Source organism: Paenibacillus pabuli NBRC 13638, from assembly GCF_001514495.1.
Lineage (GTDB): Bacteria > Bacillota > Bacilli > Paenibacillales > Paenibacillaceae > Paenibacillus > Paenibacillus pabuli.
Genome location: NZ_BCNM01000018.1, coordinates 110,802 through 135,385 on the forward strand (window position 1 = coordinate 110,802; position 24,584 = coordinate 135,385).

Consider the following 24,584-nt stretch of genomic DNA (forward strand, 5'->3'; position numbering starts at 1 on the left):
TTTTATGATTTGTTGTCATGTTGCGTCTGTGATGTTCTTCGCGTTCGTCGGATTAACCTCACCTGTCCATTAATTCCTGATGTCAGCGCTGACTTTCCATACAAATTCTCCAGTGTATTTGCGGCATGTAAGTTCATTTCATTCAATCCTTCTTGAATATATGGCGTTATGTCCCATTGGTAAGGCGGCCATAAACGAATACCTGCTTCAATATCATTCACATATAGGCTTGCTGTCTCCCTTATATCTTCGGCTACCAGCCATAGCTCCTCATTTGCAGCTAAGTTTACGTTAGACAAATCCACCTGCTGCGAGTAGACACCCGTACCTGAATAATAAGGATAGCCAGCAGCATTCCAACATCCACCCCATTGTTCCACATCGGTATTTAACGTCGTATCGTTTTCTATCGCGAACGGACCAATCAGAAATGCTGGGAATGAAATAGCGGGCATCGGCTCCAATAACGAAACCGTCAGAATTTCCAGCTCATTCTCACCGACCAATAAATGCGGAGTGATATCTACACTGTCATAATCACCATCCTGCCACGAAGAGCGTCTTAACGCTTCCTGACGTACCCCATTGACGAATATTTCAAGATTACGCCTACGCTGCAAAAATCCGATATGGGATGGAATTATCTGATCTACATCATCCAGAAGCAATTCCATCCTGCCCCATGATTCTTCTCCCGCCTTACCGGAACGATCCGAACCACGCCGGGATTGAAGCCGTTCAATCAATTTTGGCGTCATGACAAACGTCGTGCGATACGTATTTACTTGCCCGGGCATGGTCGCGTTCATCCTGGAATGTCGGTCATTCAACGTGACATGCCATTGATCTAGCTGAAGAACGTTGGGGCCTGCTGTCCTGAACCGCCACCGCTCATCCAGAATGACCTCTACCACATTCGTGGAAAAAGATTTATCTCCCATGCACGCTTGCTCTGTATACTCCGCTTGATCCGTACGTTCTTGCGGAAAAGAGGAGCTCTCTTGGGGGCTTACCGACAGCACACGCAGCTCTCCGGGTACGAATGAAAGGAACGATTCAGCGTCAATGCTGCATACTCTTCCACTCTCCAACTCCCACTCTTCCAAGCCACCTTTCTTTTCATCGCAAATGAGCTTAATGGTCACGGAGTGCTCCGACCAATTCATCAGCCATACATACACCAGATTTCCAATTCTGCGTTCGACGCTAATTAAATCGTCAGACTGACCTTCAATCCAATCCCATCGTATTACCGGTGGTTCTCTGATCAACTCCCCTAATTGAATACAAAACGCTTCGAGTTGGTCCAGACGCTGACTCTGACCGCCTTGATGAACAGCCTCATCCATGGAGTAAAACAGACTGTGCCCCTTGCCAACAGCAACTAATTTTCCGTGCTGAGGATCGGAACCAAACAGCTCCTGGATATCCTTCAGCAGCGCTGGGTCTTGCCGCAAGGATTCACTATGCCGCGGAATTGTACCTATCGCAATTAACGTTCCGCCCTGCTTAACAAAGGATACAAGCCTGGTTGCGATGTCCCTTGACATCACCTCGATCTCCGGCATAATGACCATCGAATAGCCATGACCATCTCCATCAAATTGCAGACCCTCTCCTTCAACAAGGAGCGCATCGCGAAGCTGGCATTCATCCACGTAGTCGTAGTCGATAGATGATCGCAGCAAGCGATCTGACAAAAGAGAGAACAGCACATCTGATGAAGGATGCATATCCGCTTCGCCTGATGTGAACATGTTTTCATATACCGTATGGATAGGCGATAACAGCAGAACTTCCGGCGTTCGTTTTCCTTTTGCTCCAAGCAAACTCAATCGCCCTATATAATCGGCAAAAGCACGATAATGCAGCCAATGGGGTGCATGTTTGAATTCAGTCGGTGGAAAGTCGGTCTTCCGATACCCGGCAAACGAATAATAGAATGCATGCGGAATAAACAGATTAACTCCCAAAAAGGCCATAAAATTGGCATCAAGTCGCCGCTGGCGCATGGAATAACCGTGACCACTTGCACCAAAGGCTTCACAGATCACTCGTTCCTTCCTGTTCAGCTGCGCGACAGAAGCCGCCGTCTTGACGGACACAATGCGATGCGGATTTGCCTTTGACCCGATGCCGGGAGTGAGATAATCCACGCCTGCATAGTGGAATTGCTGCAATACCCGGGTCTGATTGCCTTGAGATCGAGCCTGCCCCCAGACAGGCTCCTCCAGCGTATGACCGATATAGAGCAGACCGGATTGTTCACACCATGAACGAATCCCGGCATGATATCCCTCCACATACCAACGGGTGATCGTATCATAATATTGCTGCCTTGTGGATCGGCTGCCGTCTGCCACTCGATACAACAATGCACCTAACCGCGGGATTAGATCATACCCATTCTCTTGCTGATATCGTTCGGCCATCCCCTCAGTCCAAGCGAAGACGAGCCCAGGCAAAGTAGCCTCCACATCATGAACAGCTGTTCGGATTGCCTCCACGCCGAAGAAACCATCATGAATCATAAGCCCCGGCTCGTCTGTAAACACCCCTTGGATGGTTGAGCCGTAATAGGGCTTTAATGCAAGAAACGGTTCATAAGACATCTGAATGAAAGACTGAACCGCTTTCGGGTTCAATGTATCCAGATAATACCCTTGAGCAAAGGTGATTCCTTCGGCAATTTCACAAGACCAGCAGGCGAGCACGATATAAGAATCATCGACATGATTCGGCGTCCACTCCCGCCCCCAATAATGTGTGATATCTTCCGATTCATCCTGAAGCAGCCACTCTCCGTCGCAATTAATCGCGCGATAGGCCAGAATGGCGATCAGCTCATTGTGATCGCAGGAGGCAAAGTCCAGCTTCATGCCTTCCTGCGATGTACCTTGCAAATACCGTTTTTCCTCTATTCTCAAATAACGCATGCGATATTCCGGGTGCTCCCGTGTCAGTTTTCCACCCAATGTTCCGCTCGGCCAATTCTCCTCATCGTACAGCCAAACAACCATATTTCGTTTCTCGCATTCTGCTGTGCAGAACTCCAGCACTTCCATGAATTCCGGCGAAAGATATGGCATTTGCATCCCATGCCGAGCATGCAGAACCACGCCACCCACTCCCGCTTCAAACATGGATTGAATCTGGCTCTCCAGTTCCGTCTTCTCCAGCTCATGATTCAGAAACCAAAAAGGCTGTGGACGATATGTTTCATCCGGATTCGCAAATTCCTGTTTGAGTTGTATGGAAGGGTTACAGATTTCTTCTGCGTCTGCCTTCATACTCACCACCTGCCTTCACACCCATTAGTCTGTAGACTGTTGCATGAGTAATTGGATAAAAAAGCCGCCGACCACAGAACGATTCTGAAAATTCATCTGCTTAGCGGTGATCGTGTCATACCAATCCGTTACGGGAACACGAGACGAAGTTTCATTCATGAAATCCCACAGTGGTGAAATGAAAGACTCAAACTGCGCTTGCGTTGAACTCATGGAGGCACACCATACCAGCCAATCGGATTTGGTATACGTTTCACGGCTATCCAGCGGCAAGCCATAGCGATTTTGTTTGTTCGTATAATATGCGAGCTCTTTAGCAGCAATCTCTTTAGGGAACAGATGCAGGTCGAGCAGATGATCCCAGACCAGATTGTACTTCATGCTCCATGAATCGGTGGGACTGTCAAACGTCAGCTTATAGTGATCCCCGGCATCTGCCATGGACACCCACTCCTGAGCCATGTTCCGAGCTTCCTCAAGGTACTTCGCCCCTTCCTGCAAACCGAGCTTTTCACACAGGTAGGAATACGCGGCGATACCCAATATGGCCTTGATCGATAAATTAGTATTGTGCGCCAAATGTCCCGCAAAGTCATCTGTGCACAGCTGGTTTACAGGATCAAGTCCATTTTGCAGCAGATAGTCTGCCCATCTCGTAAGGGGTTCCCAATGACTCCGGGCAAAATCGTTGTTCCCCTCATACTTGCTGACCGCCGCAGCCATCAAGAGCATATTTCCACATTCCTCAATTGGCATCTGGTATTCCAACTTGTTCTCACCGTACACCTGACCGTTGGCCCTAGGGTATGTTCCTACATCATGAGGTGCAAAATCAAACGTCCAATCATGGCTCATCGCATACCTGTAAATCGGACGCATCATGCCCTTGATCAGTTCAGGGTTGTACCTGAGGAAAAGTGGGATCGAAGGGTAGCTGACATCCACCGTAGCGATACATCCATTGCTGAAATTCTCTTTGGAGAAAAATAGAACATTCCCCTCCTCATCGGCAACCAGCTTATGCGCTGCAATCGCCTGTCTGTAGGTTAGCGCCACAATATCCCGGTATTTCTCACCGCCTGCGGCCTGACTCTCTGCCATGAGTTCAAGATTAAAGCTGTCACAGCGCTGCTGAATCTCTTCGTATTGTTGAGCTGCCAGTAACAGCATCTCCTGAAACGTTAATCCATTTCTTTTCCAATACGCAGTCAGCGGTTGTTGAAAATATTCAATCGCATGAATATCGTCATATGCAAGCATGAGAAATTCGGATATCGGTTCGTCCTGGACAGCCCCCAGATCGATCTCGGCTGCCATAACCGGCATGTTGTCCGATACAGCTCGCGGCTGGTGCTGATCATCTTCTGTCGGCAATTGACGGGAGCGTACATACTGTTCGCGGCCTGTAACTGAGTGAATGGCCGTCTGGATATGAGAGGATTGAGGAACAGCGAGAATCATATATCCCCAATCGATTCGTGTATCATCACCGGCAAGTTTCAATACGGGCTGATCCACAGTACCCATGGACATGGCATTCCATTGTTCCTCAATGACATGGCGTTCCCAGGTTACGTGCTGATCGGTTGTGTTTACACACCATTCGCCTGTTACATCGACGTAAATTTTGACTTGGTGGGAGGCCCCATCGATCGATTTGACCTGAAAATTCAAATACGTCACAGGCCTGGATAACAGGTCCAAATCATCCAGCAATAAAGGTGTGGTGAACTGAACATTAAGCTCTATTCCTTCGCCTTGAAAGGTATATCGAGTCGTTACGGGCTGGACAGTCAGGTTGGTCTGCACCAGCACTTCAGGTTCCTGGACAGCTGTACGCTCCTCCGATCCCACTTTCCCCATAAATCGTCGAAGCTTTCCATCGATCACCGCCAAGCCCACTATGCCATTCGTTTTGTTCGTCCAATGCCGGGTATGATCTTCATACAGATGGTCTGCGGCCGACCATACACTAAAGTAAGGGTCCACGGTGACAAGAGGTACGGAAGGTGGTCTGAAACGGGTGGTCATATCCTTACAACTCCTTCGTGTAAAAGTCAGAATCAAGAATAACAATTGCCGTCATCAGTTCGGCATTTGAACGGTAACTACATCTTTCCCTTTCAGATTTTCGTTCGTAAATTGCATGGCTTGATCATATCCGGTCTTTCGAAGCTGCTCGCGAAGTTCGTTAATAATCCCCATCGCCGCTTCATCCGACTTTGCAAAGATCGCTTCCTTCCAGGCATCACTCATGCGGTCCATTGAGGGCTTCAGCATCTCCCATTCTGGTGCTTTGGTAATCACATCGCCCGGGTTATAGGCTGTAATGACATGAATGCCATTAGGTCGCAGGATTTTGCGTGCCTTCTCCATGGCATCAAGCCGTTTCTGATCCGCCCATATATCTCCGCCTGCGACCGAATTGATTCGATCAGGCCCTGTGATGGATTCCAAACCAATGGAAATGCCTTCGTTCTTGCGAACTTTGCCCGATTGATCTGCCGTAAACTTATCGAACCATTCCGGATTGGCAACAGGTTTACCCTCTTTCATATCCCAATGAACGCCCTGAACTCCATATCTTGCCAACATGAAGCCTTCATCGGAAGCCATGTAATCGAGGAACTTCAGCGCCGCATCCACACATGCGCCCTTGCAGTTCTTGGTGATGGCTGTTACGTTGTTGCCTTGAATGCCCAGATCCACAGGGCGATTCGGATCAACATCTGCCCGTTCCAACGGGCCAATAGGGATGTAATCGCTTCCAGGGTGCGAAGTGACATATTCTTTAGAAGCATCCAGAATGGCCGGATAGTGGGCAGCTAGAATAGCGATACGACCCTGATTGATTTTCTCCTTGGCGATCGGGTCAGTCTGGGTAAATGCTTCCGGGTCCATTAACCCTTCCTCAACCAACTTCCGATAGAATAGCGTGTACTCTTCATAGCCTTTCGTGAAAAAGTTATGCTCTACCGTTCCGTCACCTTTGTCAACATAACCGGCACCCGAGTAGAACATGGTGTTACCGATGCCCACGGACCAGCCGTTACTGAAGCCGCCCAGCGGGAAGACCGGTTGGCCATTTTCCTGCAGATTGGCATCTTTGATCGTTTTGAGGAAGTTATAGAAATCCTCCTTCGTTACGACCGATTGAGGGTCTATACCCACCTTATCCGCGATATCTTTACGAACATAGAAGCCGTAAAGCCAGTCCATGCCGTCTTCGTTCGTAGCAGGCTGATTTTGCAGAAGCAAATATTTTTTGCCGTCATATGCATTTATCGCTTTCTCGTAAAGCGCCGGGGGGACATTTTCTTCTGCAATGGATTTCGCGAGGTTAGGATAATCCCCCAATTTGTCGGAGATATCGACGAGCTGCCCTTCTTTGGCAGCCTTGATAATGCCATCCAGCTCGCCCCCCCATGCGGGTCCGGTATAGATATCCGGCAGATCCTGCGTCGCAAATATCTGGTTTACCTTCTCGGTCTCACTGCCCTTGGTGTACTCCCAATCCAGCGTGACGCCGGTCTTCTCCTTGATGACTTCTTCCACAGGCGTTATTCCGTTGTCCGAACCACCTGAACCGTTCCAGTTGTGCAATATTTTGAGCTTATAAGAACCATCGGCTGATTCTCCGCCATTCCCGTTGCCTGATGAATCCGTGCATCCGCTCAACAATCCTCCAGCCAAGATAGACACGAGTAATACGGATACGCCTTTCGACCAAATCCTGTTCAAACCAATCGCCTCCTGAAATATGAATATGAATGATCTTGGTCAAGCTTGGCAAAGCTCAGCAAATTCCGGGTCAGGATACCCTAACCTTTGACCGAACCGATCATCACTCCTTTTACGAAATATCGCTGCAGGAACGGGTAGATGCACAGGATTGGGAAGACTGTGATAACAAGCAAAGCCATACGCAGGGATTCGGGCGTCGCCCCCGCACCGCCTGAACCACCAACTGTCTGTCCTCCCTGTTGTGCTGCGCGCTGCATCGAATTGGACAGCGACTCCGCTTCGGTCAGCATCTCCTGCAAGAGGGTTTGAACCGGAATCAGATCCTTGTTGGACACATAGTAGGCACCTGAGAACCAGTCATTCCAGTGGGCGACCCCAATAAAGAGAGAGATCGTTGCCAGCACGGGTCCCGAGAGAGGCAGAATGATGCGAATGAAGATTTGAAAATCCCCGTACCCGTCAATGTGGGCTGATTCCTCCAACTCTTCGGGAATACCTTGCAGAAAGGTTCGAATAATGATGATATGCATGAAGTTGAATAACAGCGGCAAGACGTACACCCAGAACGTATTGATCAGATGCAGTTTCTGAAGCGTAATGAAGAACGGGATGAATCCGGCACTGAAAATCGTAGGCAAAAAGATATAAAAGGTAAAGAATGAACGCCCCGGCAAGGATTTCTTCGAAAGCGCGTAAGCCATCAACGTACACAGGATCACATGAAGGAACGTACCCAGCACGGTTCTCATGATGGTGATCTGATACGCCTTCCAGATGCGCGCGTTATCAAATACCTGGGCATAGTTCTCCAGTGTAAATTGTCGAGGAAGGAAATAGATCGCGCCCTGCATGGAATCCTTGCCGTCATTGAGCGAGTAAGCCAGGATGTAAATAAACGGGTAGATCATGGAGAATCCGACCAAAGCGAGAATGGTATAGTTTATAACGGAAAATAAGGACCATTTGCGTGTCATCACGTCACCTCCTTAGAACAGGGATACATCACTGACTTTGCGGGCAATCCGGTTGACCGTCAGTACCAAGATCAGCCCAATCACACTCTGGAACAGCCCAACAGCTGCCGCGTAACTCAGACGCCCTTCCCGGATACCCGAGTTAATGGCGTGTACGTCCAGTACACTTCCCATACCGGCAGTCGCAGGTCCATTTAGGAGAAGCAGCTGCTCATAACCCGCGCTCATCAGGTTACCCACGGCGAGAATAAATAATATGATGGCGACATTACGAATACCCGGAAGAGTCACATGCCACATCTGTTGAAAACGCCCTGCGCCATCGATCTTGGCAGCTTCATATTGCTGCTGGTCAATTCCGGCAATGGCAGCCATGAAGATGATGGAGTTCCAGCCGATGTTCTTCCAAATATCCGATCCAACAATCATCTGATAGAACCAGGTGGGATTGTTCAGGAATTGGATCGGATCGGTTCCGAATGATCCCAGCAAATCATTAACTGGCCCGCCATATGGCGTGAGTAATCTTTGCATCAGGGTGACAACCACAATCCAGGATACAAAATAGGGTAAATAGGAGAGCGTTTGAACGGTTTTCTTGAATCTGATCATGCGTATTTCGTTTAAAAGAATGGCAAGAATGATCGGCATCGGAAAGCCGATTAACAGCTTCATAAGACTGATAATCACCGTGTTGCGGATGATATCACCGGACTGATAATAGTTAAAGAACTGTTGAAAATACTTGAAGCCTGCCCACGGACTTCCGGTAAAACCGCCAACGAAGGTATAATCCCTGAAGGCAACCTGAATTCCGTATAAGGGAACATAGGAGAATAAGAAGAACCAGATAATTCCAGGTAACATGAACAAGTAAAAGAGCTTATGCTTCCAGATTCGCTTCATTAATAAACTGTTCTTAATCACATTCCCAACGCTCCTTTCCCTTGTGGAAGGTCGAACCCATTACTCTTGCTACCCTTTCAGTCGCAGCGAGATGATCTCGAATGGTGTGAAGGACAACACTACATCAGATTTATTTTGAAGCTCCAGGGATGACATGTTATTTTCCATGAGATCAACCTCCCAGACTTCAGCAGCATTCCATCCGATAGACAGTTTCGTTTTGACCTGGGTTCCCGAGGTCTCATACAGACGGACGATAATGTCGTTACTGTCCTCCGCTTTTTTGATCGATTCCACCATGATGTTCGGATGATCCGGCTGCAAGAATGACTTCGTGTAAGGCAGCTTTTCCTCTGCTGCATCCGTTGAAGGTACAGATAAGGAACTCAGGCGAAGCGGAATATTCAGCTCATTTCCTCTTCGATAGATCTCAGCCTGAACATGACTCCCCTGATGTGGATATAACGAATAGGTGAATGAATGCTCTGCGCGATCCGCCACCGGATCCGGGTAGGAGCTGCTGCGCAGCAAATGAAGGTCAAGCACATTGTGGATGGCTCGATGCCCGTATTTACAATCATTAAGCAGGGCGACTCCATAATCGGGCTCCGATATATCCACCCATTGGTGAGCGCAAATCTCATCCTTCGCAAAGTCCCACATCGTATTGCGATGAGTCGGTCTGCTCAAGCTGCCGAACTGGATTTCACACTGAACCTGATCGGTCCGGATATTCACCGGGAATGAAGTGCGTAACATTTTACCGTTTTCCTGCCAGTTCACAACCGTATCAAAATCAATACGCCGGCTGCCCTCGGTCAGAATGACGGTCTGGGTTAGAGAGGACTCTCCATAGCTGTAATCCAAAGACAGCCCAACCTTCGGACCATCCCGAAACTCATGGATATCATTCAGAATTAACGGCATTCCCTCCTGCGCTGAATAATCATGGCGGAAATCCCAGGCATCGCCTTCATCATGATACACACGAAGGTTATTCCCCAGCTGTCCTTGCTGGATGACTTCGCGTCCTTCCAGCTTATCCATGATCGAGGTGATGCCGCCATTCTCATCAAATGTTAGGACGAAGAAGTCATTCTCCATACTGCGCTCCTTGGTGGTAACACGGAAATCCGTTTCCAGCGCAGCTGCGTCCGTTTCAACGCCCGTTGCAATCTCCCCGAGAACTTCCCGGTCGCCATGATCGGATACCACGGTGTAGCCCATGGACGGAACCGACACTTTACGCCATTGTCCATTGAAGCAAAGCCACTCCTGACGTTCCCACGGCAGTGAGTTGAATACTACAGTTGAATCGTCTCTTCCCTCTTGGGAAGAGATATGATCTGCAATATAGCTGTAGGTTTCGGTGATCATGCCTTCCGTCTGCTGGAGCAATTCCTCATACCGTATTAACGACTCATCATATACTCGCTTAATCGAAGATCCTGGGAGGATGTCATGGAACTGGTACAGGAGAACTTCCTTCCAGATTGTCTCCAGTGCTTCGGCCGGATAAGACTTGCCCATGCGGGCTGCCAGCACAGCTGCAAACTCCAGCTCGCGTAAAGCTTTCTCCATCTTGCGGTTATACCGCTTGCTTCGGGCCTGACTGGTCAGGGTCCCCTGGTGCTTCTCGAGATACAGCTCCCCACGCCAGATCTGGAATCGTTCTCTTTCTTCATTCAATCGTTCAAAGAATCTCCAGGAGGGTTCCTGAACCACAGGCGCCAGCCCCAGCAGGTTCTTTTCGCGCTCCAGGCGTTCCAAGTGCTCCTCACCAGGACCGCCGCCACCGTCTCCAATGCCAAAGAGCATTAATGCGTGGCTGGATACATTTTTGTCCAGATACTCCCGTTCTGCTTTGGCAATGGAACGCGGGGCGGCCGGACTGTTGTACGTATCCTCAGGCGGCATATGTGTTAATACCGAGGAACCGTCGATCCCTTCCCATAGAAAGGAATGATGAGGATGGCGGTTGTACTCACTCCAAGAGAGCTTCTGGGTCATCATGTAATCCACACCGGATTTCTTCAGCAACTGCGGCAAGCTTGCGGAGTAGCCAAATACGTCTGGCATCCACAGTGACTTCATCTCCATTCCAAATTCCTGTTGAAAGTAGCGCTTGCCATACAGGATCTGGCGTACAAGAGATTCACCACCCGGCACATTGGTATCCGACTCCACCCACATGGCCCCTTGCGGTTCCCATCTGCCTTCCTGCACCCGTTCCTTGATCTGGTCATACAGCTTGGGATAGTGCTGCTTCATCCAATCGTATAGCTGAGGCTGGCTCGCCCCGAACACATAATCCGGATAACGCTCCATCATGCGAAGCACCGTGGAGAATGTTCTTGCGCCCTTTCGGATCGTCTCACGGATCGGCCATAGCCAGGCCAAATCAATATGCGCATGCCCAACTGCACTTATGTTCAGCACAGGATCGCCGCCACGACGTGATAATTGTTCGTTCAATAATTGCTTGGCGCGATGTATGCGGTCAGGCGTGAATTCCGTCAATACTATGGAAGCGTCATACAGGGATTGAAGAATCCTTTCTCTGCGAGCCGTGTTGACAGGAAGGTGTTCTGCCGTCTCCAGAAGCACTTCGGTGTCGTAATACAGGCTTCTTATATCTTCATGACAATGGGCCAACATCGCTTCTTTTACCGTACCGCCTTGGTATTTGCCAAATAAGTCGTTATTGCCAGCGTCAGCCCACAGTTCGAATGTTCCGTCCGTCACCGTTATCGACGAATGGTCCAGTTCAACCACTCTTTTCCCGGGGAGACCCAATGTGAATTCAAACTCTGAATTAATCGTTGTCAGTCCCTGTACAGGCGTTCCTTCGTGGTCCACCAGACAGAGTTCGCCGTTCACGTCCAGCAGAAGAACAGCCTTGGCGTCACTACCGGAAGGAGGAATGCTCCCTGTAAAACAAAACCAGGCACAATCCCATAACTCCCCCCAACGTTCGCCCTGTGAAAGAGTGATTTGCTGACCTGACATTCTTTCCTCGAATGGAACAGGCTCCGGGGTAACCCATGCCGTCACATTCAACTTGGCAATGGGCTCATAAATCGCTTCACGGAGTTTGGACAGCATTTGATTCAAATGCCCGAGTCTGATCGGTTCATATGGCATAGTTGTTTGGTTCTCTCCTCTCATTCATCAAGCTTTTGTATTATTCTCACGATCCCACTTCACCTGAATCTCCACCTTGTTCTTACTGCCATGTTCGTACTTCAACAGTACGGTTTTCGATTCCGAGTCCCATTCCCATCTGATCGGTACCGACTTGTCTTGATCAATACCGCACACGGATATAGGTTCAAGTGGACAGTAGAATCTGGCCGTGGCCTGCATGTTTGACGGGCCTTTGGCTGCACATTGAAAACCTGTATTGGTTAACTTCAGATCTTCAATTCTGGAAGAAGCGGAGATCAGGCTGACCTTGCCTTGTTGTGGCTTTCCGGCCGTAATGTCGTATAACAATGCTTGTTCACCAGGGGCTAACCTGACTTCTTGCCGAACATGCAGGGTAGGATCGAACAAGTCTACAACCGGACCTTGGATAACCAACGGTTCTTCAGATACCGACTCATCCAGGACAGAGGCAATGATGTAGGGCCCCCGTTTGATTTTAAAATAATGCTTGGCATCCCAACGGAGGTTGGAATCCTGTAGTCTCTCCCATGTTTCTTTCACAGTCTGGCGAAGTTGATCTGCACCCGCTTTACTTGACGTACATGCAGCCGGATGTACAGGGAGCCAATGCACCGCCCCTTTGCCCACAGGATGAATCCCTTCCTGTTCTACCTTAAGCCCCAGCTGTTCAAACAAGTGCTCTCGTGGGGAGTGATACCTGGTATTCGTGCTTTCCCTGCGCTGGTCATCATTCCACCATGCCCGGATGTTGTGATAGGGGTCGCTGTCGTCTCCCACATAGATCATCGCACCACCGTCCTGTACCCATTGGGCCAGTGCATAATGGATATCGGAGTGCTCCGGCTTCATGTACTCATAACTCAACAGCAGGACACGATATGGAGCCAGGTAATGTGGATAGCGCCTCACATTATCAAGCTGGACGGGTCTCACAGGTATTCCGTGTTTAAGCAATGGCAGAGCAAGACCGTAGAATGGAGAGAAATCCAGCAGCTCCGTGTCGCCATCCGCTTGGAATCCTTCCGGATCTGTACCATCATATTTTCCAGCATTCGGTGCCTCCGGCTCAGGCTTCATGCGTTGAAACATGGCCGAGTCGGCGATCAATACACCAATGTGGGGAGATTCACCATCCATTTCAATCTGGTCCTGATCCATATTTCCAAGCGTGTGCATGACATGCAGCAATGTTGTTGCATAGTCAGGTGGAATCTGCTCTTTATGCGCGCCTTCATCAGACAGATATGACCCTTGGAAGATTCTGCGCGGCCAAGGGGCGACCTCGTAATGGGAAACCCCGGGATGCAGCAGGGAAGCAGCAACGGTCTTCAGGTAGTTCTGTTTATAGTCGGCCCATGAATATATCGGATTGTCCTCGATGGGATCATGCAGAAACCACATCCGTCTGTCTGTACCCCTCACAAGCTCTTGCATGACACCATATTCCAGGTAAGCAGTTTCAAACGTACGTTCTTTGCGCACCCCTTCATACACGTTCGGTGTGCGTGAAGTCCCGGTCCAGATTTGCGCAATATATCCATCTACGGAGGGAAGCTCTATCAATCGAGACTGCGGGCTAACAATTCGCCACTGCGTATAATTGATCAAGCTGTGGGTCGGGACGTAGAATCGCAAGATGCGACTGTAACGTTTTAAGGCATAATCTTTCATCTCGGTACACAATCGGTCTAACACACGCGTGTATAAATACGCTTTCAATTTGGAGGCCCGAAACTGTGCATCAGGTGACGAATGAGGCGCAATCCAGGGTTCTTTGTAATACAGCTGCCATTCTCTCTTAAACGATTCCGAGTACCCCCCATTCACCCAGAATTCAGGTTCTTCCAGATGGATCGCCTCCACACCCGAATCAACAGCTGCTCGTATGCGTTCAGCGATATATGTACCAAAGGAAACGGTTGGGACCATGTAAGGAATAATAGGATCCTTGCCATGAACAATCATCTCGCCATTGCGATCCATCTGGGCTTCATCCCAATGCGTTTCCCCGTCTACTTCCCCGTCCAGATAGTCGTTATAGGTCCCCCATGCTACTCCTGTCATTAAATGCACGACGTACCCTTTATCCTTCCACTGCTGAATACGTTGCGGCATCGTTTCGTCAATTCCATACACCATGACAAAATCCGTTTGCAGATCATAATCGGGATGATACGGTGCTGATTCCTGAAATCCGGTTCGTTCTTCTTTCCGATCTCTGACCACAGCCTTGACCTCCCTGCCCTTGTTGGATGGGTCTTTCGTTGTCAATATTCACCATTTCATAAAATATAATATACATTAAGAATATATTCAATATGTTTTTTTGAGAAAAATAAAAAAGCCCTTTCCGTACATCTACGGAAAAGACTTGAATTTAAGTTTTCAAATTACGATAAAGGACAGCTTCCCGTCGTTTGACGAACGACAAGTTCAGGTTCAATCAGAATTTTGCTGAAGCCTGTAAGCTGAGGGCTATTCCGAATGACTTCGAGAAGCTGGTTGGCTGCACGGATTCCCATCTCTCTCTCAAATTGCTTTACATGCGTAAAAATACTGAATTCCTCCACGATGGAAGTAGGGTCATCAAAGCTTACAATCGATACATCTTCGGGAATGCGAAGACCGGCTTGCTTGGCCATTTGATAGATCTGAACCCCCAGCCTTCCGTTAAGCGATATATAAGCAGTCACCATCTTGTTGCTGATATATCGGTACAATGGATGGGATTCTGCATCCTTCAGAACAGGCAGCGGTTTGAAATCTGTAATCATATGAGCAGGGTTAATCAATGCTCCTTTATCCTTCAGCGCTTCAATATAACCGTCAATTCGCTCCTGGACCGTGACGGTTTGCAGTGGAGAATCCGAGCAGATTGCTATATCACGATGCCCAAGCTCCCATAAATGTTCAACGGCCAGTCTCACGCCCAATCTTCCATCAGCCGCAATGTAATGGGTTTCAACGCCAGGCAAATATCGGTCGATCAGCAAAAATGGGAACCCCGATAACTTCATTCCGAGAATCTCCTCGTTATAGTTACCTTCATCCACAGGAAAGATTAACAGCCCCTCAGCTCCAAGTGCCTTTAGCTCCCTGATCGCGTCCTTTTCTTTCTCGATGCTGCCTTGCGTCAGCATGATCATGCTGCGATAACCTTCCTGATTGAGTGACTGCTCGATTCCTTCGATGAGTCGAATCGCAAAGTAATCATGAATCGTAGGCATGATCACCCCAATCATTCTTGTACTCGATCTGCCTCCCCTTACTGCCGGGGATTCAGAAAATGCGGTGTCAGTTTCATCTGTGCCTTCCGCGACAAAACTTCCTTTCCCTGGGACGCGTGCAATCAATTTCTCGTTAGCCAAGCCTGTCAGGGCATTGACAACTGTAATTTTGCTAACGTTAAATTGATCCATGAGTTCCTTCTCTGTCGGTATTCGATCACCCGGCTTCATTTTTTCCGAAGCAATGAATTTGCGGATATAGTCTTGAATTTGTTGGTATAACGGTATTCGATCATTCGTACTCATGATAATCACATCACCAATTCATTCATTATATTTTTAATATATATATATAATATATTTTTACACATATAAGTACAATAAACAACCATATAATGCCTGTCAATGCTTCACCATAGGCCCTTGGGTGCAAATAAAACAAAAAAACCTGCAATATCGATTCTATCGATCTGCTGGCCTTCCAGTATACCTATTTATCCAGAGGAACACGCTTCGTTCACCTGTTTCGCTCTATATGCGAATATCAAATCGACCATTGCTAGCCGTTGTTGCGTTTGCAATTTCTTGCGGAGAAGCTGCTTGCATGCCATTAGTCGGCGGTTTGGCCGGAGGGGCCTCTTCGTTGCAGCTGTATCACTGCTTTGGGAGCTTTGCTGTGAGATTTGGGCTTCGATTTGTTTGATTTGCTGCTCTAGCTGTTTTGTTTTGGTTTCCTTGGTTTTCTCATCGTCCTTGCTGGATTGTACTTTTTCCAGTTCAGCTTCCAGCTTCGTCTTTTGCTTCTCCAGTTCACTTGTGCTGTTCGAACTGGACGAAGATGTAGATATGTAGGATGTCGTGGAACTCACGGCTGAAGAAATATTCATCATGGCTCTCCTTCTCTTTCTTGGTTCCACTATGTCCCACCCAGACGAAAGAAACGTTAAATTCAACTGAAAGATTGCTGAATTAAAAAAACCTTAGAATCCATTGGTTTCCTGACAGGCACCAAATAAATTCTAAGGGGATTTCGGATTTTTATATCAGCCTAATGTGTCAAAGGCTTTCTTTGGTCAAAGCAATCATTTACGCACAACGTTATATCCCTTATCCTTCAGCAATTGGATGACCCCATCCTTACCCAGGAAGTGACCGGCGCCAACCACGATAAAGTATTCCTCTTGCTTATCACTTTTCAGATAGCCATCGATTTTGTCTGCCATCCCGATATTCCGATCAATCAGCATCGCTTTGTTATATTCCGGGTCAAAAGCCATGCTATTGGTGAACTCAAGCAATCCTTGGTCATCCCCGGTTTTCCACATTTCAGCCATCTGGTCGACACTATCATCAAGCATATCGAAATTGTCGAGCGCAGCGTTCAAATTTTTCTCTTGCAGCTCCTTGGAAAAATCATTGAACATGCCTAACTGGGATTCATATGACTCCAGCTCCAGCACGGGCAATTTCCGTTCAATGGCTTTCTGAATAAAATACAGATCAATACCCGCAGACGCTTCATACCCAGCCTTTACGGATTTCAGTCTGCTGATGGTCGTTTCCGCTACCCATGGTTTGAATGTATCAAGAGCATTGGCCTCCAGGCCACTTTGTTTCAAAATGTCACCGAGCTTGGCATAGGTTTCCTTGGACACATGGTCCTTGAGTGTTGTTCCATCCTGGTATGTTCCCATATCCATAATCAGCTTCTGCTGTGCTTCATCAGCCGCCTTACTGATATCAATCTCTACACCCAGGTAGTCGGCATCTGCAAAAGCTTCCTCAAACTCCGGACGTAATGGGTAGAAGCTATCATCTGCAATATGCATGGAGCCTACCAGATATACTGTATTACCATTATGCTCGACTTCCCACATAAAACCACGGGCGCCTTTCCCAGTTGACTGAGACACCAGAAGCACGGTGCGAGATTGCCGATCCCAACGAACCTCGTAGCCTGCTGCCTCACCCACAACCCGGATCGGAGCATATGTCACGCCGTTAATCAGCTTTGTCTTGCTTTTCAGCGTGATATCCTTGCCACCCATAACGATATGAATGGTACCATTCTCAACGTCCTTCAGCTTGATATCCATCGCTTGAAGTGTTGTTCTCAACGGAACCAGGGTTGTACCCTGATCCACAATAGGGGAGTGGTTGGTATATTCTACATTTTGATCATTAACCTTCAACCCCGTCTGCTGCGGAGCAGCCATAGCCGGGACTGCTGCTGCCAGCAAACCCGCAGAAATGATGAGCGATAAGAGCGATTTTCTCCAATTTCTCATATCCATTATTCCTCCTTAGATAGTGTAGGTGTTGTGGTGTTGTCCACCAACCCACCATTGTAAGCTTGGATCAGATTTTATAAGCCTTCATTGCTTTGAACAATTCCTTGAACGTTGGGCGTTTACCATACATCAGCACACCTGTACGATAGATTTTGGCTGCGAGCCAGCCGAAGATCATAATCGAAACCAGGAGAATCGCAAGTGACGTCCATATCTGCCAGGTTGGTGCAACGCCTGCCCCAATCCGTACCAGAATCGCCGTTGGGGAAGTGAACGGAATGAAGCTCGCCACTTTCAACAACAGGATGTTCGGTGTAGCAATACTGAAGATGGCGATATAGAAGGAAACCAGGGACAACATCGTAATCGGCAATACGGCCTGCCCCAGTTCTTCTGTCCGACTCACCATCGAGCCAATGGCTGCAAACATCACCGCATACAGGAAGTAGCCCAGAATGTAGAAGATCAGTCCATATACAATGACTGCGACATTCACATCACTCAGGTTCATGTTGAAATCACTCAGTACATCGCGGTTATGGGGCAACAGCATATTGCCGGCAACGACCGCACCGAAAATACCGATTTGCAGCAAACCAACCAAGAAAATACCGATAATTTTACCAAACATCTGGCTCAGCGGAGATACACTTGTAATCAGAATTTCCATAATTCGCGAGCTCTTCTCAGCCGTAATTTCGGAAGCAATCATATTACCTGTCATCATCGTTGAAGTGAACAACAGGATAATCAACAGGTAGACCACAATATAATTGATGCCGCTCATGCCACCTTCCGACTCGGCAGCAGCTCCACTCGAATCCGAATCAAGGCTTTGCTCCGTCAGTTTCACCGGCGTACTAATAAGCTGTTTTTGCTCCGCCGTAAGTGTATCCTTCACCACCACATCCAGCCTCACAATTTGAAGTGCCGCTTCAATGGGTGCTACAACCTGCGGAGAGATATCTTCGCTTGAGTACAGGACAGGCTGTGGAAATTCTTGCCCCGCAACAGGCTCAAACTTCAGGTAGCCATCCAGAACCCCTGACTCCACGTCGGATTTAAGTGCCGCTTCATCTTTACCCGCATCGTTAACGAAGTGATACGTCTGATTACCTTGAGCAGATGAGTATGTCTCCAGTTTCTCAGCTACCTCCGTTTGTCCTTTGCTCAGCAGACCGATGTTCACAGGATCACTTCCGCCTGCACCACCGCCAATGGAACCCCCATTAAATAAAGTAATGAAATATGGGATATTGAGTCCGATCGTAATTAAAAGCGCAAGTACAATGGTCGTCACCATGAAAGACTTCGTTTTCACTTTGTTTTTGAACGTAAATCCGGTAATCGTCCCCATTTTATTCATTCGACTCACCTACCTCACGAATAAAGATTTGGTTAAGCGTTGGTTCCTTGATTTCAAAATGCTCCACGGTCGTCTGAGCCATCGCTGCTCTCAGAATTTCCTGTGCCGCTTCCATTTGACCGATATGAATCAGGTATCCGCGCTCATTTTTCTCTACCTTGTTCACACCTGGCAGCTGTTCCAGACCACTCACACTGCCTGTTGTGCTCAGGAACACCTGCTCACGCGGATAACGACTCTTGATCTCCTTGATCTCTCCCTGCACTACGGTATTGGAGCGATGCAATATTGTTATCTGACGGCACAATTCCTCGACGTGCTCCATGCGGTGTGTTGAGAACAGAATGGCCGTACCCTCATCACGCAATTCTTTGACCGTGGACTTAAGCAATTCCACGTTCACCGGATCAAGTCCGCTGAAGGCTTCATCCAGAATCAGAATTTGCGGTCTATGCACCACTGCGGCAATAAAGCCCATTTTCTGTTGATTCCCTTTGGATAATTCCTCAATCTTTTTGTCGTAATACTCTGGCACTTCAAATCGATCCAGCCAATACTTCAGGCTCTGGTCCGCGTCCTTCCCATTCATGCCGCGCAGCCGGGCCAGGTAGTTGATCTGTTCACTAACTTTTACCTTCGGATACAGACCGCGCTCTTCCGGAAGATAACCCATGATCTGCTGTAATTCCGTGCTATAGGGTTTTCCATTGTACTGAATATTACCGCTGTCCGGGTGAATAAGCCCCAGCACCATACGCATCGTTGTTGTTTTGCCTGCACCATTGGCTCCGAGCAGTCCGTAAATCTCCCCTTCTTTTACATTGAGCGTTACTCCATTAACGGCTGTTTTGTCTGCATATTGCTTGACTACCTGCTTCAATTCCAATCGGTTCATCATGTATCGTCTCCCTTCGGTTATCTCCACTGTGCTGGTGCATACCCAGCAATCCAGAATGCCAGCACTTCATTCAGCTCCAGATTCCGGACTTTCATGACCCGGATCCCTGCAAGCTCCAACCGTTCCTGTGCTTCACTGACCCGGGTTGTAATGACCCGGATCAGACCGTTCTCTTCCTGAACCGATTCAACGACACCGGGAATGCTCTCAGGGCGCAGCTCGCCTTCATACCAGATTTCCTTCCATTGATCGAGTACGGCATCTTTCTCCGCCATCCCCAGCGACTGTCCACGATGCATCAGCACAATGTAGTCTGCAAGCCGCTTCACTTCGTCGGCAATATGCGTGGCAATCAGGATCGTCGTGTCCCCTTCGGCCATGAAACTCCGGAATTGCTCCACCATCACCTTCCAGGCAAAGGGGTCCAGTCCCGAAGAAGGTTCATCCAAAATGAGTAATCTGGGACGAGCTGCAAGCGCAGCTGCAATCTCGAATTTGCGCCGTTCCCCTTTGGACATTTTGATCAGTTTCACATCAAAAGGCACTTCCATATCATCCATCAGCTGATCAAACAGGTTCATATCCCAACGCGGGTACCAATAGGATCGGAAGTCAGCTGCTTCCCGAGCAGTGATATGGTTCTCTTCCAATCCACCATTGTCTGCCACAAAACCTATCTGCTGTCTCAGTTCAATGGGAAGCGGTCCCTCATGTTGCTGGCCAAACCATGTAATCTGACCGCTATCTGGCAGCACCACTTGCTGCAGCATGTTAAGAAGTGTGCTTTTGCCTGAACCGTTATGGCCCAGAATGGCAACTACATATCCTTCTGGAATAGTCAGATCGATTGGGCCAATAACTCTGCGTTTTCTCATTTTGGATACACCGTTCAACTGAACTGCTATGGGCTCCATGAATCCATCACTTCCTTACTTTGTATAGATATCCTTCAGTGCTTCCTGGAACAGATTCGCCATTTCCTTTTCGGAGCACCCTACCGCTTTTCCAGACTGAACTGCTGCCTGCATCGCTTCTCGCGCGGCCTTCAATCTATAATTTTCCCTGTCCCCTGCCTCTACCTGGGCCACAAATGTACCTGTCCCTTGCTTCGTGCGAAGCAAGCCCTCGTTCTCCAGATCCTGATAGACCCGTCTAACCGTAATAACACTGCAATTCAGTGATCCGGCAAATTCACGAATGGACGGCAAATGGGTTCCCTCCTCCAACTGACCTGTAATAATGAAAGATCTTAACTGATTCTCAATTTGGTGGTATAAAGGTTCAGCGCTATTTTCATTAATTTGAATGGGTATATTCACATCTTGCACCTCGCCCTCCGGTAACTTCAGTCAGTCTGTGACGTAACAGCACCGGTTTCATCCTGTATCGTACATACACTCCATAGCTCATACATTTAACTCAAATCCCGACAAGCCAGCTTCTTTAGTGTCAATTGACTGAACAGCCATAATCCCGCTATGCCCGCCACCAAAGCAACCCACATCATTGGGGAAAGCAGCCCCCATGATTTACTCTGATCAATTACAATCGTAAAACCGTAGCTGCCTGACATTCGGATCAGGAAGGATACGATGATCGTAAGCGGCAAGAACAACGAACTGAGAAGCAAGTATTTTTTGCCACTGTGCAGAAATTCTCCATAAATATATAAGCCTGTCATGAACAGCCCATAACCTGAACAGGTTATGCCAAATGCCAGGTACTGATCCCATCGAAACCCTTCGTCGTGCAACCCGACCACATACAGTGATCCATAGAAAAAGATACCATTATACGTAAACGCCATCAGTGACTGCTGAAGCCTTGACCACATCACCGTTTCGTTCGGTATCGGAAGTCGTCGATAATAGGCCAGCATCTGTGTATAAGAATCCTCATGTATGTAACGGAAAGAGCGCCTGCTGAACACAAATCCCTGAAATGGCACCATAATCAAAAAGAAAGTATCTACAACAGGATTTATGAAGTCTGTCTTCTGTTGTCCTAATAACATCACACCGCTCATGCAGCCAGTGTATATCATAAAAATTGCGGTCCACAGCCATTGGAGCTTATCCTTGTTCATCTCGCTGCGGGTCAGCCACCACGCCTGTTTCCATGCGTTCATATCGCCTGCCTGCCTTTCCATTTTGACTGTGTTCACTGTATCTACTGTATATATCATTATACACAGTATACAGACTACTCGCTTATCTCGTCAATCCCCTATTTTCCTGAATCAGGAAAACAGAGGATTGATCCCCGAATGGAGATTAAGGACACTCTTCAGACCAAAAAAAGAGCTGTATCCGATATTGTGCGAACACAATTCGGAACAGCTCTTTCCTGTTTCCCGGCACCTGAATACAGAAGAGGTCTAATTCTTAAACGAGGTCGTAGCCACTTGGCAGACTGCGATTTCTGCGAATCGCGCGAATCTCAGCCAGCGTCAAACGCTGATTGGTGGAAATCAGGGATTCCACATCATTCCCACGGATCAGATCATCCAAATCTCTCAAGTTGGTGTTTCCACGATAAACACGGAACCCACCTTGAAAGTTGGGTCTCGTAAACACAACCAGCGTTGCATTCGAACTTGTCGAGAAAAAACGCAGGCTCTCTACTCCACCCAGAATGTTGTCCAGATTTCGGAGTCCCGTGTTGCCACGGTAGACCCGGCTTCTACCGTTATAGTTCTCATCTGAATACACCGTAAGACGTGGATACGTTTGACTGACATGGACTGTTTTTTTCATTTGTTATTCCCCCCTCTCGATCTCATTCTATGAATGAAAGCGAGAGGAAGCTTGGACGCATCTACGGATCAATCCATCCATTTTCATATTTTCAAAGTGTTGAATTCATTGACCTACACCCCAAGGATGACTTCCCATACCGGGCGTGTATGTCCACCTGGATACAGCAAGTACAACAAAACATATACAATGACGCCAGTAATGGCGCTGCTAAACCAGATCATGGATGTGAATCGTCCCCAGCGGCGATGTGTCTTGAATTTCTTTTTGAAACCAAGCACCAGTGTGGAGATGCCGAAGACCGCTGCCACAGTAGCGAGGATAATATGAAAGATCAGAAATATCCGATAAAAGATCTCCATCTCCGGGTCTCCGCCCCAAGCTGTATTGCCAACAAAGATAGTACGAGACGTATATATGACAAAGAACAGCAGCGCAGCAACGGCCCCTGCAACCATCGCTTTTTGATGTGCCTCCCGTTTGCCACGAATAATCAGCACCCATCCGATCCCAACCAGCACCGCACTAATCACAATGAAAGAAGTACTGATCGTGGGTAGCCAAAAATACATATCCATCGTGTGTTCCCCCTCTTGTCCAAACAAAACTTGTGTTATTTCGCTGCAGGATTAAGCGGTCCTCCCGTATTCTCTACAGGGTATGGTTCATCATCATCCTCTCGTTTTTCCTTGCGGTACCATTGGAAAAAGACATACGCCAGCATGGAAACGAAGATGCCTTCCTGTATGAATTTCATCAAAATACCGCCCACCTGCTGATCCTCCTTGGCAGAGGACAGAAAGTTGAAGAACGCCGGTCCACCGAATGATCGCAGTAATGCCGTGGAATCCCCGGATACACAATACCGCATCGCCTCGGCCCATACGGCAGGATTGCTGTAGGTCGCATACAACGGTTCGGAAGCAAAAATAATTAGCCCACAAGCTGGTGTCAGAAGCACCATATTCAAAAAAATAAATCCTATTTTGGACAAGCCCGATGCCTGTCTGCCTTCCGGCAGCGGATTAAGCAGTGTCCACCACATGAGCATGGAAGTGATAAAGAGTACAATGTAATACAAGCGGTGAACCGTGAAATTCAGCATGACATAATCATGTACTACCGGCAGATGATATAACGAAAACAATCCGTTAAATATTACTGCTGCCACGATGGGATGAGCCAGAAAAGATAACTGCCTTGTCGGCATCCACTGAACTATTTTCCGCCATACCCAGAGCGGCAAACCCTTCATCAAAAGCGGCGGTGCAACAAGGTAAGATAAAGCCATGCTCACCATATGGAAGCTGAACATCACATGACCGAGCAGATTGAATGGCCCTGCTTGAGCCAGATACAACACGATAAGTCCAGTAATAAACATGATTTTCTGCGAAGCCGTTGTCTGATCAGCCTCCCTGATCCGCTCACTGAACGGACCAACGAGCACTAGATAAGCTGCGGCAATGAGCAAAAACAATGCCAGAATAAGCGGACTCCATAAATCGTTAAAACTAAAATATTGCAACCCGAGCATACGGGAAACCTCCCCGTGACCTGATTTGGTTGTTGCCTGAATCCATTGATGGATTGATTCGCCTAAAAGGGGAAAAGACGGCGACAATTAGCCGCCGCCATCTCTTTTACCACCAAACCCAATAGAGTGCCATAATGATACATGTAAAAGCTACGAAAAATCCGAAGGACATGAACAGGATCGGCATCAAATGCCCTTTATCCTTCAAGTGCATCCAGTAACCGAGCTGTACAAACACCTGAAGGATTGCCATAACCACCAATATAATAATGGTAAAGGTCGTATTAACTCCTCCCGCAGCCGTAGCCGCGAACGCAATGAGCGTCAGGATGATCGAGAAAATGAAAACAACGACGTGTTTCTGTGGCCCTTCCACCCGGTGACGATGCTTCACAGGCTGCTGGTCACTCTTATCCTGTACCGACAT

General features: G+C 48.0%; 19 protein-coding genes. All 19 read right to left on the bottom strand.

Annotation, left to right across the window (positions count from 1 at the left end; genetic code table 11):
- Positions 1–2 precede the first annotated feature (2 nt).
- Positions 3–3,290: a glycosyl hydrolase gene (locus PPA03S_RS22820; RefSeq protein WP_062326278.1), complete on the bottom strand. Its 3,288-nt coding sequence runs from the start codon at positions 3,288–3,290 to the stop codon at positions 3–5.
- A 24-nt stretch (positions 3,291–3,314) separates the two neighbouring features.
- On the bottom strand, positions 3,315–5,321 hold the full coding sequence (locus PPA03S_RS22825; protein ID WP_062326279.1) for a glutaminase family protein: 2,007 nt from the start codon (positions 5,319–5,321) through the stop codon (positions 3,315–3,317).
- Positions 5,322–5,375: 54 nt separating this feature from the next.
- Positions 5,376–7,031, bottom strand: coding sequence for an extracellular solute-binding protein (locus PPA03S_RS22830; protein WP_062326280.1), 1,656 nt, complete (start codon positions 7,029–7,031; stop codon positions 5,376–5,378).
- 80 nt (positions 7,032–7,111) lie between these two features.
- Entirely contained in the window at positions 7,112–8,008 is an 897-nt protein-coding gene (locus PPA03S_RS22835; protein ID WP_062326281.1) for a carbohydrate ABC transporter permease, read from the bottom strand.
- Positions 8,009–8,020: 12 nt separating this feature from the next.
- Positions 8,021–8,935 carry an ABC transporter permease gene (locus PPA03S_RS22840; protein ID WP_245683705.1) on the bottom strand — a complete coding sequence of 305 codons (915 nt, stop codon included), beginning with the start codon at positions 8,933–8,935 and terminating at the stop codon, positions 8,021–8,023.
- Between the two features lie 48 nt (positions 8,936–8,983).
- Complete coding sequence (locus PPA03S_RS22845; RefSeq protein WP_062326282.1) at positions 8,984–12,058, bottom strand: alpha-mannosidase; 3,075 nt, start codon at positions 12,056–12,058, stop codon at positions 8,984–8,986.
- A 27-nt stretch (positions 12,059–12,085) separates the two neighbouring features.
- Positions 12,086–14,308, bottom strand: a complete 2,223-nt coding sequence (locus PPA03S_RS22850; protein WP_062326283.1) for a hypothetical protein — start codon at positions 14,306–14,308, stop codon at positions 12,086–12,088.
- 164 nt (positions 14,309–14,472) lie between these two features.
- Positions 14,473–15,615, bottom strand: coding sequence for a GntR family transcriptional regulator (locus tag PPA03S_RS22855; protein ID WP_062326284.1), 1,143 nt, complete (start codon positions 15,613–15,615; stop codon positions 14,473–14,475).
- A gap of 188 nt (positions 15,616–15,803) precedes the next feature.
- The gene (locus PPA03S_RS22860) at positions 15,804–16,178 is read right to left on the bottom strand and encodes a FlxA-like family protein (protein WP_245683706.1); all 375 of its coding nucleotides are present in this window, start codon (positions 16,176–16,178) and stop codon (positions 15,804–15,806) included.
- Between the two features lie 213 nt (positions 16,179–16,391).
- The gene (locus PPA03S_RS22865) at positions 16,392–17,597 is read right to left on the bottom strand and encodes a TraB/GumN family protein (RefSeq protein ID WP_062326286.1); all 1,206 of its coding nucleotides are present in this window, start codon (positions 17,595–17,597) and stop codon (positions 16,392–16,394) included.
- A 70-nt stretch (positions 17,598–17,667) separates the two neighbouring features.
- Entirely contained in the window at positions 17,668–18,966 is a 1,299-nt protein-coding gene (locus PPA03S_RS22870; protein WP_062326287.1) for an ABC transporter permease, read from the bottom strand.
- On the bottom strand, positions 18,959–19,861 hold the full coding sequence (locus PPA03S_RS22875) for an ABC transporter ATP-binding protein (protein ID WP_062326326.1): 903 nt from the start codon (positions 19,859–19,861) through the stop codon (positions 18,959–18,961). Before PPA03S_RS22875 ends, PPA03S_RS22870 begins: the two co-directional genes overlap by 8 nt.
- A gap of 20 nt (positions 19,862–19,881) precedes the next feature.
- Positions 19,882–20,778, bottom strand: coding sequence for an ATP-binding cassette domain-containing protein (locus PPA03S_RS22880; protein WP_062326288.1), 897 nt, complete (start codon positions 20,776–20,778; stop codon positions 19,882–19,884).
- 15 nt (positions 20,779–20,793) lie between these two features.
- Positions 20,794–21,183, bottom strand: a complete 390-nt coding sequence (locus PPA03S_RS22885; protein WP_062326327.1) for a GntR family transcriptional regulator — start codon at positions 21,181–21,183, stop codon at positions 20,794–20,796.
- Positions 21,184–21,278: 95 nt separating this feature from the next.
- Entirely contained in the window at positions 21,279–21,992 is a 714-nt protein-coding gene (locus PPA03S_RS22890) for a hypothetical protein (protein WP_068964202.1), read from the bottom strand.
- A 256-nt stretch (positions 21,993–22,248) separates the two neighbouring features.
- On the bottom strand, positions 22,249–22,620 hold the full coding sequence (locus tag PPA03S_RS22895; protein WP_062326290.1) for a hypothetical protein: 372 nt from the start codon (positions 22,618–22,620) through the stop codon (positions 22,249–22,251).
- 113 nt (positions 22,621–22,733) lie between these two features.
- The gene (locus PPA03S_RS22900; protein ID WP_062326291.1) at positions 22,734–23,198 is read right to left on the bottom strand and encodes a DUF420 domain-containing protein; all 465 of its coding nucleotides are present in this window, start codon (positions 23,196–23,198) and stop codon (positions 22,734–22,736) included.
- A 35-nt stretch (positions 23,199–23,233) separates the two neighbouring features.
- Positions 23,234–24,157, bottom strand: coding sequence for a cytochrome c oxidase assembly factor CtaG (ctaG, locus tag PPA03S_RS22905; protein ID WP_062326292.1), 924 nt, complete (start codon positions 24,155–24,157; stop codon positions 23,234–23,236).
- Positions 24,158–24,263: 106 nt separating this feature from the next.
- Positions 24,264–24,584, bottom strand: coding sequence for a cytochrome C oxidase subunit IV family protein (locus tag PPA03S_RS22910; protein WP_062326293.1), 321 nt, complete (start codon positions 24,582–24,584; stop codon positions 24,264–24,266).